The organism is Aeromonas sp. 604443 (genome assembly GCF_049170315.1).
GTDB classification, from domain to species: domain Bacteria; phylum Pseudomonadota; class Gammaproteobacteria; order Enterobacterales; family Aeromonadaceae; genus Aeromonas; species Aeromonas veronii_A.
The window spans coordinates 168,129-182,097 of the sequence record NZ_JAAKMI010000004.1 but is presented as its reverse complement, the minus strand read 5'-3'; the positions used below and the strand labels follow the sequence as shown (position 1 = coordinate 182,097).

Here is a 13,969-nt window from a genome sequence, read left to right as displayed (position 1 = left end):
GGACGAGGGAGGCGCTCGTCAGGAAAATTTCGGGAAGAGATGGAAAGGGAGGCGTCAGCCTCCCTCTGTGCTATCAAGTGACCAGCTGGATCACTTGGTTTTCGGCGCGACTTTGACGGTAGGGGTCTTGGCGTGGGTGGCTTTATGGTGTTTTTTCACCACCTTGGTCTGGGTCGCCTGCGGTGTGGCTGTCTTGGTCGGGGTGGCCGCCATGGTGAAACCGGAGGTGAGGGCGAAGACGGCAGCTAGGGTCAGGGTAATGATCTTTTTCATGTTCCATTTCCTTATTCGGGTTGATGTTATGGAGCGTTCTCCATGACAGTCATCCTATGACGGTTGCGGCGGCCCTTCAGTGAGCGGTTGGTGACGGTTTGTATCCAAATGTACAGGCAGGGTCAGGCAGAAGCGGGCGCCGTGGTCACTGGCCAGCAACGCCACATCCCCCCCGTGATGACGGGCAATGCTGCGCACGATGGCCAACCCCAAACCAGTGCCGCCGGTGCGACGATCCCGGCTCTGATCAAGGCGTACGAACGGCTCGAAGATCTGGGGCGTCAGCGCCGGATCGATCCCCGGTCCATCGTCGCTCACCTCCAGCAGATAGTTCTCCTGTAGCCGCGAGATGGAGAGGGTAACCTCGCTCTTGGCGTAGCGCAGAGCATTGCCGATCAGGTTCTCCACCGCGCGGGTCAGCAGACGCTGATCGCCGCACCAGGGCATGTGACGTGGCGGCAGATCGAGGGTGAGCTTCTTTTTGGGGGCCAGCGCTTGCCAGTCGCCGAGATGCGCTTGTGCCCAGTGGCTGAGCTCAAGCTCGTCCTGTTGCAACGGCAACTCGGGTCTATCCAGCTTGGCGTAGGTGAGCATCTCTTCGATCAGAGTGTCCAGCGCTCCCAGATCTCGCTCCAGCGCCTGCTGCTCCTGCTCGGCAGGGGCAGGATCGAGCATGGCAAGCCGATAGCGCAACCGGACCAGCGGGGTGCGCAACTCGTGGGCGATGGCATCGGTCAGCTGCTTGCGGCTGGCAATCATGGCCTGCAATTGGGTCGCCATTTGATCGAAGGTGCGTCCCACCCGGGCCAGACTGCTGCCCAGTGGCAGATTGGTTCGGCAGGAGAGATCCCCATCGCCTACGCGACGTGCGGTCTGCTCCAACTGTTGCAAGCCGCGCCAGTGGGGACGCAGCCACAGAAGGATGGGCAGGCCGAGAGAGAGGCCGATCATCAGCAGCAGCCCCACATCGACCCAGTGCAGCTCGTGCAGGTAGGAGAGGTAGGGAACCGGGCCGACAATCAGCACCCGGTCGGTATCGGGGATGCGCTGCAGGAAGGTGTCATCCTCCTCGACGATGACAATATTGCCAGCGGCCAGAAAGGCCTGATCCTCGCTGGCCAGGGGCTGGCGCACCAGCTCGCCGATCTTGAGGGGGAGGGTAAACTGACTGCTCTGCTCGGCCAGCCGATCGGGCCAGCGCTCTGGCGGGGTTCTTGCCAACTCGCCGGTCAACAGGCCAAGGGAGCCTTGCATCATGCGTTCGAGATAGCGATCACCCGCCCGTTCGGCGGTCACCTGATAGACCACGCCAACCAGCAGGATGGCAAGGGTGAAGCAGCCGATCAGCAACAGATAGAACTGGATAAAGAGACGGCGCATGGCGGTGCTCCCGAAAGAGGGTTATTCCCAGGCGTGGGTGACGAATAGGTAGCCTTTCTGGCGCACCGTCTTGATCCGGGTCGGGTTGTCGGGGTTATCACCCAGTTTGCGGCGCAGGCGGGAGATGGCCACATCCATGCTGCGATCCTGGCCGTCGTACTCCCGGCCGCGCAAGCTGCGAAAGAGGGCTTCCCGACTCAAGATTTGGCCCGCGTGGCAGGCGAGCTCCCACAGCAGATCAAAGTCGGCGGTCGAGAGAGCAATGCTCTCGCCATCGAGGCGCACATCTCGCCCCGGGCCATCCACCCGCAGCAGACCAAATTGCAGTTGCTGGGGAACGCTGCTGGTGGCTGCCGGTTGGGTTGATGCTTGCTGGTGCTGGCGAAATTGCACCCTCAGTCTGGCCAGTAGCACGGGGGGCGGGGTGGTTTTAAGGATGTAGTCGTTGGCGCCCAGCTCCAGACTCAGGATCTGGTTCATGTCGCTATCCAGCGAGGTGAGCATTACGATGGGGCCGTCGAAGCGCGGCCGCAGATCCCGACAGAGGGACATGCCATCCTGCCCCGGCAACATGATATCGAGCAGCACCAGATCGGGCTGTTCGGCCTCGACCCGAGCCAGCGCCATATCCCCTCTGGGCTCGAGGATCACGTCCATATCGTGGCGACCGAGCCAACTGCTGATGAGCTGGCCAATCTCGGGATCATCTTCGACAAAAAGAATGCGTTGCATAGAAAAGCTCCAACGGAAAGCAGGAGAGAGGAAGAGCGATCAGCATATCAATGGCGCTTGGGAAATACAGAAAAAGAACCGAGCAGACTGATGTGCGGGGGAGTGTGGCTGTGTATCGACGGGGAGCGCGAATCGTGACAAATGGGCAGAGCCGCGTTTATCGAGCTGGAGGATGCCTTGCCGACAAGGCATGGCGCTGTCGAGTGCAAAACAAAAAACCGGCCTTGGCCGGTTTTTCGCGGAGCAGACCAGAAGGTCACTGCACCAAGTCGATGGACATCACCTTGCGGCGATTATCGACAGAATAATGGGGTGGCTGATGGGGCTCGAACCCACGACAACCGGAATCACAATCCGGGACTCTACCAACTGAGCTACAGCCACCACTAAAATCTTCATCAACACTCGCCAATCTAGAAGAAAAGGAGAGTATCAATGGCGCGCCCTGCAGGATTCGAACCTGCGACCCACGGCTTAGAAGGCCGTTGCTCTATCCAACTGAGCTAAGGGCGCTTTGTATCAACACGTCTTAAGGACGAATCGATGAACATGGTCGGTGATAAAGGATTCGAACCTTTGACCCTCTGGTCCCAAACCAGATGCGCTACCGGACTGCGCTAATCACCGAAAATCCCTGACCAGCATATCGACATGAGTCGTACTGGGCAACGGGCGGGCATCATAGCCAAGCGTAAGGGCCAGCGTCAACGACTTTTTCCCCCAGTAAATTCAAGTGCCTACTTATTGCCCGCTACAGGTATGGCGTGCGTCTGCCGCTAACATCCCGGCTAAAAAAATGCGACAATGCGCGGCAGTTGAACGCATGGTGAGTGGAGAACGATGTCTGCCAAAATCATAGATGGAAAACAGGTTGCGCAAACGATTCGCAGCCAGGTCGCGGCGCAAGTCCAACAGCGGTTGGCGGCAGGGAAACGGGCTCCAGGGCTGGCAGTCATTCTGGTGGGGGCGGATCCCGCCTCTCAGGTCTATGTCGGCAGCAAACGCCGGGCATGTGAGGAGGTGGGGTTTCTCTCCCGCTCCTATGACCTGAGTGCCACTGCCAGTCAGGAAGAGCTGCTGGCGCTGATCGACCAGCTGAATTCGGATAGCCACGTAGATGGCATTCTGGTTCAGCTGCCGTTGCCGGATCACTTTGATACAACTCAGGTGCTGGAGCGGATCCAGCCTGACAAGGATGTAGATGGATTTCACCCGTATAACGTCGGCCGTCTGGCCCAACGTATTCCGGCGCTGCGCCCCTGCACTCCGAAAGGGATCATGACACTGATCGAGACCACCGGCGTGAAGACACATGGTCTGCATGCGGTCGTGGTGGGAGCGTCCAACATCGTCGGGCGTCCCATGACCCTCGAATTGTTGCTGGCTGGCTGCACAACCACGACCTGTCACCGCTTTACCCGGGATCTGGAAGAGCAGGTTCGCCGTGCCGATCTGCTGGTTGTTGCAGTCGGCAAGCCCAATTTCATCCCTGGGGAGTGGATCAAACCGGGGGCACTGGTGATCGATGTGGGCATCAATCGCCTAGCTGATGGCTCGCTGGTCGGGGATGTAGAGTTTGAAACGGCGCGCAGCCATGCCTCCTTCATTACTCCGGTACCCGGTGGTGTGGGCCCGATGACGGTCGCCAGCCTGATGGAAAATACCCTGATCGCCTGCAGTGAATATCACGACTGATCATGGCTGGTGATAACCCTGTGATCCCGTGAGGAGGCAGGATTCGCCAGAAATCTGACAATAAAAAACCGGTTGCTCAGAGAGGAACCGGTTTTTTATTTATCCAACGGGTGTTATTTACATATTTTGTGCTTCGTTTGGCACAATCACAGAGGCGTGATTTCCTTTCGGCCCCTGTTGCAGTTCAAAATTGACAGCCTGACCCGCTTTCAGGGTCTTGTAGCCCTCCATTTGAATCGTGGAGTAGTGAGCGAAGATATCCTCACCGCCCCCTTCCGGACAGATAAACCCAAATCCTTTTGCGTTGTTAAACCACTTAACTGTGCCGGTTGCCATACTTCTACATCCTTTTATTGATTACCCAGAAGTCGTTGAGTAACCTGCGCCAGCCCTTTATAACTAGGGACATGGGCCCATAGCAGACGGGCACAGATTAGCAAGTAACCAATCTAGTCTAACTTTTGAGCGAGTCAAGAAGTTGTTAACAGCTGATGTGATCTGGTTAACAAGTCTATTGACAACCTTGTGTTAGACGGTAGTAATCTAGAGGTACCAAAGCGCGATTATGAGCAAGCAGAAAGAACTCTTTGCTAATGAAGAGATTGCAGAAGCAGAGAAAACAAAGCTGCAGCCGCCACCCATGTATAAGGTTGTGTTGAACAACGATGACTACACGCCCATGGAGTTTGTGGTGGAGGTGCTGCAAAAGTTCTTTGGTATGGATTTGGACAAGGCGACTCAGGTCATGCTGAGTGTGCATTATAGTGGTAAGGGTGTCTGCGGCATGTTTACCGCAGAGATCGCCGAAACCAAGGTTGTCCAGGTCAACACCTATGCACGTAACAACGAACATCCACTGCTCTGTACTATGGAAAAGGCTTGAATCTGATGACTTGATGGCGAGTGTGACACCACATTGTAGCTGTACTAGGGGAGGTGCCTATGTTGAATAAAGATCTAGAAAAGACGCTGAACGAGGCTTTCAAACTGGCCCGTGACGAGCGCCACGAATTCATGACCGTCGAGCACCTGTTGTTAGCCCTTCTGGATAACAGTTCAGCCCATGAGGCGCTGAGCTCCTGTGGTGCCGATGTCGAGCAGATGCGCAAGGAGATCCGCGCATTCATCACCCAAACTACTCCGCTCATACCGCGCGACGATGAAGATCGTGAAACCCAGCCGACACTGGGCTTCCAGCGCGTGTTGCAGCGTGCCGTCTTCCATGTGCAATCCTCCGGCAATACCGAAGTCAGCGGCGCCAACGTGCTGGTCGCTATCTTCAGTGAGCAGGAGTCACAAGCTGCCTATTTCCTGAAAAAAGCCGAGATCAGCCGTCTTGACGTCGTCAATTTCCTCTCCCACGGGGTGCGCAAGGACAGCAAGCCTGATCTCGGCAGCAATAATAATCCCGAGTCTGATGATGATGTCTCGGCCGCCCAGATTGAAAGCTTTGCCACCAACCTGAACCAGCTGGTGCTGGAAGGGCGCATCGATCCGCTGATTGGCCGTGATCAGGAGCTCAACCGTACCATTCAGGTGCTCTGCCGCCGTCGCAAGAACAACCCGCTGCTGGTGGGTGAAGCGGGTGTGGGCAAAACCGCTATTGCCGAAGGCTTGGCCTATCGCATCGTCAAGGGGGATGTCCCCGAGGTGATTGCGGGCAGTACCATCTATTCGCTGGATATGGGTTCTCTGCTGGCGGGCACCAAATACCGTGGTGATTTCGAGAAGCGCCTCAAGGTACTGCTCAAGCAGATTGAGCGTCAGGAAGGGGCCATCCTCTTTATCGACGAGATCCATACCATCATCGGTGCCGGTGCGGCATCCGGTGGCCAGCTGGATGCAGCCAACCTGATCAAGCCGCTACTCTCCAATGGTTTGCTCCGCTGTGTAGGATCCACCACTTATCAGGAGTATGCCCAGATCTTCGAGAAAGACCGTGCGCTGGCTCGTCGCTTCCAGAAGATCGATATTGTCGAGCCGACTATCGATGACACCACTCGCATCCTGATGGGGCTCAAGAGTCGCTATGAAGCTCACCACGGCGTACGCTATACCGCCAAGGCGATCCGTGCAGCTGCCGAGCTCTCTGCCAAGTACATCAATGATCGTCACCTACCCGACAAGGCGATCGATGTGATCGACGAGGCGGGCGCCGGTCAACGGTTGCTGCCTGCGAGCAAGCGCAAGAAAGTGATCAATGTGCAGGAAATTGAGTCCATTGTGGCCAAGATCGCCCGCATTCCGGAAAAATCAGTCTCCTCTTCAGATAAAGAAGTACTGAAGAACCTGGAACGCAATCTGAAGATGGTGGTCTTTGGTCAGGATAAAGCCATCGAGGTGCTGACGGATGCAATTCGCCTCTCTCGTTCAGGTTTGGGTAACGAGCGTCGTCCGGTTGGTTGCTTCCTCTTTGCCGGTCCTACCGGTGTCGGTAAAACAGAGGTGACCCAGCAGTTGGGCAAGGCATTGGGTGTCGAGATGCTGCGCTTTGATATGTCCGAGTACATGGAGCGTCACACCGTCTCCCGTCTGATTGGTGCTCCTCCCGGCTATGTTGGTTTTGAGCAGGGTGGGTTGCTGACTGATGCGGTGATCAAGCATCCTCATTCCGTTGTGTTGCTTGACGAAATTGAGAAAGCTCACCCGGATGTGTTCAACCTGTTGTTGCAGGTGATGGACAACGGAACCCTGACCGATAACAACGGGCGCAAGGCAGATTTCCGTAATGTGATCTTGGTAATGACCACCAACGCCGGTGTGCAGGAGACCCAGCGCAAATCGATTGGCTTCCAGCAACAGGATTTGAGCCACGATGCCATGGCGGTGATCAACAAGACCTTCAGTCCGGAGTTTCGTAACCGGCTTGATCACACCATCTGGTTCAACCATCTCGATATGACGGTGATCCATCAGGTGGTCGACAAGTTCATTGTCGAATTGCAGGTTCAACTGGATGCGAAGGGAGTTTCTCTCGAGGTGTCCGAGCGTGCCCGCCACTGGTTGGCAGAGAAGGGATATGACAGAGCCATGGGCGCCAGACCGATGGGGCGGGTGATCCAGGAGCACCTCAAGAAACCCCTGGCCAACGAGATCCTGTTCGGTTCACTGGTTGACGGGGGAATTGTGAAGGTTGAGTTGGTAAATGACAGCCTCAGCTTTGATTTTCAGGTCAATGTTGAAGCTGTTTCCCACTAAGCGTCAGTGATCAGAAAACGACAAAAAACCCCAACCGAAAGGTTGGGGTTTTTTGCTGAATTCCTGGCTTAGCGAGAGCGGAAAACAATACGTCCCTTGGAGAGATCGTAGGGAGTCAGTGCTACCGTTACTTTGTCTCCAGTCAGGATACGAATGTAGTTTTTGCGCATCTTGCCTGAAATATGAGCGATAACCACGTGACCATTCTCCAGTTCCACACGGAACATGGTATTGGGCAGGGTTTCGAGAATAGTGCCCTGCATCTCAATACTGTCTTCTTTAGCCATTGAATCCTCTTGATAAGCCACAACAAAAAACCGCTGGATCATGCCGGATTTAAGGCTATGTGTAAAGTTTACTCGGGCTTGGTGTCGATATTTTTCCATTCCCCCTGAATTAACAGCTCGTGAGGGAGGTAATTGCGTTTGTAATTCATCTTGCGACACGCCTCTACCAGATAGCCAAGATAGAGCCAGCTTCGCCCGGTTCTCCTGGCCAGATCGAGCTGGCAGAGGATGGCAAAGGTGCCCAGGGAGCGATCGGCATAATCCGGATCGAAGAAGGTGTACATAGCGCTCAAGGAGTGGGGCAGCAGGTCTGTGGTGGCGACACCGATCAGGTGGCCATCTTTGCGCATCTCCAGGTAGAGCGGCGGCATCCAGTCACAATGGAGAAACCCGCGATACTGGCTGCGGTTGGGGGGATACATGCTGCCATCGTGATGGCGTTCGCGGATATAGCGTTCGTAGAGCAGGTAATACTCGGGCTTGTCATCGTAGCTCAGGACGATCTCGATATCCCTGTTGAGCTGGCGGATCCGCTTCTGGCCGCGGCTGGGACGAAAGCGTTCGCTGTGAATACGAAGGGACTGGCAGGCATGGCACGCCGGGCAGTGGGGGCGATAGATGTCGTTGCCACTGCGGCGAAAACCGGCAGTCAACAATCGCTCGTAACCGTTGGCGTTGAGCAGATTGTGATCCATGAGCACCAGCAACTGCTCCTGTTCATGATCCAGATAACTGCAGGGATGCTTGGGAGTCAGCCCTACTTTGAGGATCACTTCTTCAGTCATAAGCTGATCTCCCCCTCTTGCCAGCAGGAAGCCAACAGTGGTTGATGGCCAAGGCGCGCCAGCTCTGCCAGAAAACGGGCCCTTGGCCACTCCTCGATACCCAGGGTCGCCAGAAACGGGTTCTGCATCTGGCAATCGATGAGGGCGCCGTGATGGCGGGCGAAGTGGCGACAGAGTGCCACCATGGCAAGTTTGGCGCCGTTATCAATCCGGCTGAACATGGATTCACCGCAAAACAGTCGGCCGATAGAGAGGCCATACAGTCCCGCTTGCAGCTCTCCCTCCTGCCAGATCTCGATAGAGTGGGCATGACCCAGCCGGTGCAACTGCTGGTAGGCCTCGATCATGGGTTGGCTGATCCAGGTGCCATCGGCAGTGCGACGAGGGGCGGCGCAGGCGGTAATGACTTCATTAAAGGCGCGATTGACGGAAATATCGAATGGGGTACGGCGGATAATCTTCTGCAGTGTCCGTCCCACATGGAGTTGGTCTGGGCGGATCACTCCGCGGGGGTCCGGTGACCACCACAGGGTCGGCTGGTGGGGTTCATTCCACGGGAAGATCCCCTTGTGGTAAGCTGCCAGCAATCTGGCAGGGGAGAGATCTCCGCCGATCGCCAGCAAGCCGTTGGGCTCTTCCAGCGCATGGCTGGGGTCGGGAAACCAGCAAAGCTCATCATCCAGTTGGGTAAGATAGCGAGACATAAGGCAACGAGGTTCATAGATGAAGGCCATTATCCTGATAGTATCCAGCTTGCTCTGCTTTGTCACGGCGCCCGCCGGGGCGGAGGTCTACCAGCGCAATACCGCGCGGCCGGTCAATCAGGTGGTGTTTGGTCAGGTCGAAACGGTGCGCAATATTACCCAGCGCCAGATCCTGGAGTCAGAGCACTCTGGCTGGAAGACGCTGGGGGGGGCTGTGTTGGGCGGCCTGCTGGGGAACCAGTTTGGTGGCGGTCATGGCCGTGAAATCGCCACCGCCGTCGGCGCGCTCGCAGGTGCTGCGGCTGCGCAGCAATACCAGTCCGGGGGAACCGTGGTGGAAAACAAGTTGGTGGAGCTGCTGATCCGCAACGAGCAAAATGCCCTTATCAACGTGATCCAGGATTATGATCCCGCCATGGTCTTTGCCAATGGGGACAAGGTGCGCATTCTCTACTTCGATGATGGGGTGCGAGTCGACAAGACTTACTGACTTTCGATAGTCATGGTGATGGGGAGACTGTGGCAGGGAAGGAACCCGCAGACTCTCCTGTCGGAAAGTCTGTCGGGCGGTAATACACGGGACTGATGCCCTGAGGATTCAGATAGCTGTCTCTTGAGAGACTATCTTATCGCGACCGGTGTTCTTTGCCTGATAGAGCAGCCGATCCGCTACGCTCAGCGCCTCGTCCATGGATATCCGCCCGACGCTGATCACGCCGTAACTGGCGCGAACAAAGAGCGGGGTTTCCGGTGACAAGGGTTGCTGGCGCAGCTGCTGACGCAGCCCTTCAAGACGCTTGATCAACACGGGGACGGTACAGTGAGGCACCATCATGGCAAACTCCTCTCCGCCAAACCGGGCGATCATGGCATCGGGGAAGAACTGGGTCAGTAGCCGGGTCAGATGGCAGAGCAGTTGATCGCCGATGGCATGGCCCCAGTGATCGTTGACCTGCTTGAAGTGATCCACATCGAGCACACAGAGTGCAAGAGGCGTCTGTTGGCGCTGATGCTCTTCAAACCATTTTTGCCCTTCGTTGAACCAGTAGCGCCGGTTGTAGAGACCGGTCAGGTAATCACGATTGGCTGACTCCTGAATGCTGTTGAACTGCTCGAGCGCTTCCAGATTGTGGCTGACCCGACACTGCAGCTCTTCCGGCTCGAACGGCTGGTTGAGAAAGTCGTTGGCGCCTTGCTTGAGGTAGCGAGCAGAGAGACCGCGCTTGTCCGAGACCGAGATCCCGATAATCGCGAGCTGCTGCTTGCTGTAACGCTCTCTCAGCATCCGCACCAGACTGATGCCATCGATATCCGGCATATAGTAGTCGACCAGTGCCAGCCGGATGTCCGGGTGTTGCTCCAGCATCGCCATCGCTTCACGGGCATGACTGGCCTCATGCACCTGCAACAACTGCTTGCGCAACTGGGCCATGGTGCGGTGACGGGAGGTGCGTGAGTCGTCGACTACCAGCACTTCGATCGACTGGTTGAGATAGAGGCGGTGCACCAGACTGACTGCATATTGCAGCGAGTGGCGGGAATCCTTCATCACATAGTCCAACACGCCGGTTTCCAGCCAGGCGGCACGTTTATCCTCGCTGATGTCGGCAGTGAGGATCACCACCGGCAAACCTCGAGCCAGCAGCTCGTTGACCGCTTCGCCACGGGGCGCATCCGGCAAGGTTAAGTCCACCAGCGCGACCACATACTCCTCGCCCCGACAGTGACGGGCGCCTTCGAGGGTATCGAAGGCATCGATCTCGAGGCCTGTCTGCTGGGCAATGGCCTGAGTCAGCATACGGCGGATGGTCAGGCTATCTTCGACAATCAATATCTTCTGTTTCATTAGACTCCTTTAAATAAAAAAGGCATACCGACTGGTATGCCTTATATCACAACTGCGCTTGTTTATTGCGCGTCGAGGTAGCGTTCGGCATCGAGGGCTGCCATGCAGCCGGTACCGGCAGAGGTGATCGCCTGACGGTAGTTGTGATCGGCCACGTCGCCGGCAGCGAAGACTCCTTCAATGCTGGTCTGGGTGGCAAAACCGTCGAGGCCGCCACGTACCTTCAGATAGCCGTTTTGCATCTCAAGCTGGTCATCGAAGATCTGGGTATTGGGCTGGTGGCCGATGGCGATGAAGACGCCCATCAGCGGTAGCTCGCTGGTGCTGTTGTCCTGAGTGTTGCGCAGGCGCACACCGGTGACCCCCATCTGATCACCCAGCACTTCGTCCAGGGTCTGGTGGGTGTGCAGCACGATGTTGCCGCTCGCAACCTTGTCGTGCAGACGCTTGATCAGGATCTTCTCGGCACGGAATTCGTCGCGGCGGTGGATCAGGTGCACCTTCTTGGCGATGTTGGCCAGATACAAGGCTTCTTCAACTGCGGTGTTGCCACCGCCGATCACCGCCACTTCCTGATTGCGGTAGAAGAAACCGTCACAGGTGGCACAGGCAGAGACGCCGCGCCCTTTGAAGGCCTCTTCGGAGGGCAGGCCCAGATACTTGGCGGAGGCGCCGGTCGCAATGATCAGGGCATCGCAGGTGTATTCGCCGTTGTCCCCTTTGAGGCGGAACGGGCGCTGAGTCAGTTCGACACTGTTGATGTGATCAAACAGGATGCGGGTATCGAACTTCTCCGCATGCTCTTTCATGCGTTCCATCAGGGCCGGGCCGGTCAGGCCTTCCGGATCACCTGGCCAGTTTTCCACTTCGGTGGTGGTGGTCAGCTGACCCCCTTGCTGCATGCCGGTGATGAGCAGGGGATTGAGGTTGGCGCGGGCGGCATAGACGGCCGCGGTGTAACCGGCCGGGCCTGACCCCAGGATCAGCAATTTGCTGTGAGTGACTTGGCTCATGATGTGATTTCCGAGACGTGATGATTTTGCGCGATTGTAGGTAATTCGTGATCCGGGGTCAAAGGCCAGTGAGTCGATTGTTTCAATCGGCTTCCTGCATCACTGCGCAGTCCGGTCGGGCATGAAAAAGAGATAAAAAAACCGCCCATCGCGGGCGGATTTTCACTCATCTCCAACTGGCGCAGGCCAGAGCAGATCAGTTCAGCAGGGTCAGGGGATCCGTGTAGGCAAGGCCATGCGCCACGGCCACTTCCTTGCAGGTGAGCTTGCCCTCCATCACGTTGAGCCCGTGCAGCAGGTTGGGATCGTTCAGCAGTGCCTGACGATACCCTTGCTGGGCCAGCTTGATAATAAAGGGGAGGGTGGCATTGTTGAGCGCCACGGTCGAGGTGCGGGCCACCGCCCCTGGCATGTTGGCGACACAGTAGTGCACCACCTCATCGACGATATAGGTCGGATCCTGGTGGGTGGTGGCGTGGGAGGTTTCCACACAGCCGCCCTGATCGATGGCCACATCGACGATGGCAGAACCCGGCTTCATGCGCGCAATGTGGTCACGGCGGACAAGTTTTGGCGCAGTGGCACCCGGCACCAGCACACCGCCGATGACCAGATCGGCCGCCAGCAGATGGCGTTCCAGGGTCTCGCTGTTGGAATAGACCACTTTGGCCGCTCCCTGGAACTCGTTATCGAGACGGCGAAGGGTATCGACGTTGTTGTCGAGGATGGTCACATCCGCGCGCAGGCCAATGGCCATGCGGGCTGCATTGGAGCCGACCACGCCGCCACCGATGATCACCACCTTGGCCGGTTCGACACCGGGTACGCCGCCGAGCAGCACACCGCTACCACCGCGCGATTTTTCCAGCGCCTGGGCACCTGCCTGAATAGACATGCGACCTGCGACTTCCGACATGGGGGCCAGCAGGGGCAGGCCGCCACGGCCGTCGGTGACGGTTTCATAGGCGATACAGATGGCGCCGCTTTTCAGCAGGGCTTCGGTCTGGGGCAAGTCTGGCGCCAGATGCAGATAGGTGAACAGGGTTTGACCCGGACGCAGCATGGCACATTCGACAGGCTGAGGTTCCTTGACCTTGACGATCATCTCGGCTTTGGCGAAAACCTCTGCTGCAGAGGCCAAAATTTCGGCTCCAACAGCGATATAATCTGCATCGCTGAAGCCAATGCCGTTTCCGGCACCGCTTTGGACGAAAACAGTATGGTTTCGTGCTGTCAGTTCACGTACACTGGCCGGAACCATGCCTACGCGGTATTCATGGTTTTTTATCTCTTTAGGTACACCGATAATCATGCTATCCCTCGTCTATAGATTGGTGTTTCATGTTGCCAAAATGTTAACCAACATTTGCGCCTAGTATATTCAGGTATTGACAGGATTTGTGACCATAATTATAAAATGACTGGTGATTCTTACCAAAAAATAGCCAAAGGATGGAATAAAATGATGGAAGCTAAGAGTCGGCTAAAGGATTTGGACAGGATTGACCGCAACATTCTTAATGAACTGCAAAAGGATGGCAGGATTTCGAATGTTGAGTTGTCCAAGCGAGTTGGCCTGAGTCCTACACCGTGTCTGGAACGGGTTCGTCGCCTCGAGCGACAAGGTTATATCGAAGGATATGCCGCTATTCTGAACCCTCATTATCTGGACGCATCTCTGCTGGTGTTTGTAGAGATAACCCTCAATCGCGGGGCGCCTGATGTGTTTGAACAGTTCAACAAGGCTGTTCAGGTACTCGAAGAGATCCAGGAGTGTCATCTGGTTTCCGGTGACTTCGACTATCTGCTCAAGACCCGAGTCAGCGACATGTCGGCTTACCGCCGTCTGTTGGGGGAAACCCTGCTGCGTCTGCCCGGTGTCAATGACACCCGCACCTATGTGGTGATGGAAGAGGTCAAGCAGAGCAGCCGTCTGGTGATCAGCACCCGATAAAGCAGGTTATGCCGTGGTATCTTTTCCATATGAGACACCATGACAGTCAGAAACGAGCGGCCGGTCCGCTCGTTTCTTCTTGTAAAGATAATTGCAAATATG

The 13,969-nt window shown here is 56.4% G+C and carries 15 protein-coding genes and 3 tRNA genes; 5 read left to right on the top strand and 13 right to left on the bottom strand.

What is annotated here, in order from left to right:
• Positions 1-90 precede the first annotated feature (90 nt).
• The 6 genes from G5380_RS08410 to G5380_RS08385 all read right to left on the bottom strand — a co-directional run bounded on the left by G5380_RS08410 (position 91) and on the right by G5380_RS08385 (position 3,012).
• Complete coding sequence (locus G5380_RS08410) at positions 91-273, bottom strand: hypothetical protein (RefSeq protein ID WP_421352639.1); 183 nt, start codon at positions 271-273, stop codon at positions 91-93.
• Positions 274-327: 54 nt separating this feature from the next.
• On the bottom strand, positions 328-1,653 hold the full coding sequence (gene rstB / locus G5380_RS08405) for a two-component system sensor histidine kinase RstB (RefSeq protein ID WP_421352638.1): 1,326 nt from the start codon (positions 1,651-1,653) through the stop codon (positions 328-330).
• Positions 1,654-1,674: 21 nt separating this feature from the next.
• Entirely contained in the window at positions 1,675-2,385 is a 711-nt protein-coding gene (gene rstA, locus G5380_RS08400; protein ID WP_421352637.1) for a two-component system response regulator RstA, read from the bottom strand.
• A gap of 308 nt (positions 2,386-2,693) precedes the next feature.
• Positions 2,694-2,769: transfer RNA gene (locus G5380_RS08395), tRNA-His, on the bottom strand.
• 52 nt (positions 2,770-2,821) lie between these two features.
• Positions 2,822-2,898 (bottom strand) — tRNA-Arg (locus G5380_RS08390).
• A 37-nt stretch (positions 2,899-2,935) separates the two neighbouring features.
• Positions 2,936-3,012, bottom strand: a tRNA-Pro gene (locus G5380_RS08385).
• A 213-nt stretch (positions 3,013-3,225) separates the two neighbouring features.
• Between G5380_RS08385 and folD the strand changes: the two genes are divergently transcribed.
• Positions 3,226-4,080, top strand: coding sequence for a bifunctional methylenetetrahydrofolate dehydrogenase/methenyltetrahydrofolate cyclohydrolase FolD (folD, locus tag G5380_RS08380; RefSeq protein WP_108613922.1), 855 nt, complete (start codon positions 3,226-3,228; stop codon positions 4,078-4,080).
• Positions 4,081-4,197: 117 nt separating this feature from the next.
• On the opposite strand, the gene cspD is transcribed toward folD, so the two are convergent.
• A complete protein-coding gene (cspD, locus tag G5380_RS08375) occupies positions 4,198-4,416 on the bottom strand; it encodes a cold shock-like protein CspD (protein ID WP_005300025.1) in 219 nt (72 codons plus the stop codon).
• 229 nt (positions 4,417-4,645) lie between these two features.
• Here cspD and clpS point away from each other — a divergent pair, with 229 nt between their 5' ends.
• Together clpS and clpA are read left to right on the top strand one after the other, a co-directional pair.
• Positions 4,646-4,963 (top strand): ATP-dependent Clp protease adapter ClpS, encoded by a 318-nt coding sequence (gene clpS / locus G5380_RS08370; RefSeq protein ID WP_005337111.1) that lies wholly within the window; start codon positions 4,646-4,648, stop codon positions 4,961-4,963.
• Between the two features lie 59 nt (positions 4,964-5,022).
• A complete protein-coding gene (clpA, locus tag G5380_RS08365; RefSeq protein ID WP_005337110.1) occupies positions 5,023-7,278 on the top strand; it encodes an ATP-dependent Clp protease ATP-binding subunit ClpA in 2,256 nt (751 codons plus the stop codon).
• Between the two features lie 68 nt (positions 7,279-7,346).
• Here the strand turns inward: clpA and infA are convergent, their stop codons facing one another.
• From infA to aat, 3 genes are all read right to left on the bottom strand, one after another.
• The gene (gene infA / locus G5380_RS08360) at positions 7,347-7,565 is read right to left on the bottom strand and encodes a translation initiation factor IF-1 (RefSeq protein WP_005300033.1); all 219 of its coding nucleotides are present in this window, start codon (positions 7,563-7,565) and stop codon (positions 7,347-7,349) included.
• 68 nt (positions 7,566-7,633) lie between these two features.
• Positions 7,634-8,350, bottom strand: a complete 717-nt coding sequence (locus G5380_RS08355; protein WP_227342588.1) for an arginyltransferase — start codon at positions 8,348-8,350, stop codon at positions 7,634-7,636.
• On the bottom strand, positions 8,347-9,054 hold the full coding sequence (aat, locus tag G5380_RS08350) for a leucyl/phenylalanyl-tRNA--protein transferase (RefSeq protein WP_042080501.1): 708 nt from the start codon (positions 9,052-9,054) through the stop codon (positions 8,347-8,349). Before aat ends, G5380_RS08355 begins: the two co-directional genes overlap by 4 nt.
• A gap of 19 nt (positions 9,055-9,073) precedes the next feature.
• On the opposite strand from aat, the gene G5380_RS08345 reads away from it, so the two are divergent.
• Positions 9,074-9,544, top strand: coding sequence for a glycine zipper 2TM domain-containing protein (locus G5380_RS08345; RefSeq protein WP_005337104.1), 471 nt, complete (start codon positions 9,074-9,076; stop codon positions 9,542-9,544).
• Between the two features lie 108 nt (positions 9,545-9,652).
• On the opposite strand, the gene G5380_RS08340 is transcribed toward G5380_RS08345, so the two are convergent.
• The 3 genes from G5380_RS08340 to ald all read right to left on the bottom strand — a co-directional run bounded on the left by G5380_RS08340 (position 9,653) and on the right by ald (position 13,225).
• Positions 9,653-10,900 (bottom strand): diguanylate cyclase, encoded by a 1,248-nt coding sequence (locus G5380_RS08340; protein ID WP_005351207.1) that lies wholly within the window; start codon positions 10,898-10,900, stop codon positions 9,653-9,655.
• Between the two features lie 62 nt (positions 10,901-10,962).
• A complete protein-coding gene (trxB, locus tag G5380_RS08335) occupies positions 10,963-11,913 on the bottom strand; it encodes a thioredoxin-disulfide reductase (RefSeq protein WP_421209168.1) in 951 nt (316 codons plus the stop codon).
• 196 nt (positions 11,914-12,109) lie between these two features.
• Positions 12,110-13,225, bottom strand: a complete 1,116-nt coding sequence (gene ald, locus G5380_RS08330; RefSeq protein WP_005351212.1) for an alanine dehydrogenase — start codon at positions 13,223-13,225, stop codon at positions 12,110-12,112.
• A 150-nt stretch (positions 13,226-13,375) separates the two neighbouring features.
• Between ald and lrp the strand changes: the two genes are divergently transcribed.
• On the top strand, positions 13,376-13,867 hold the full coding sequence (lrp, locus tag G5380_RS08325; RefSeq protein ID WP_005300047.1) for a leucine-responsive transcriptional regulator Lrp: 492 nt from the start codon (positions 13,376-13,378) through the stop codon (positions 13,865-13,867).
• Positions 13,868-13,969: the final 102 nt, after the last annotated feature.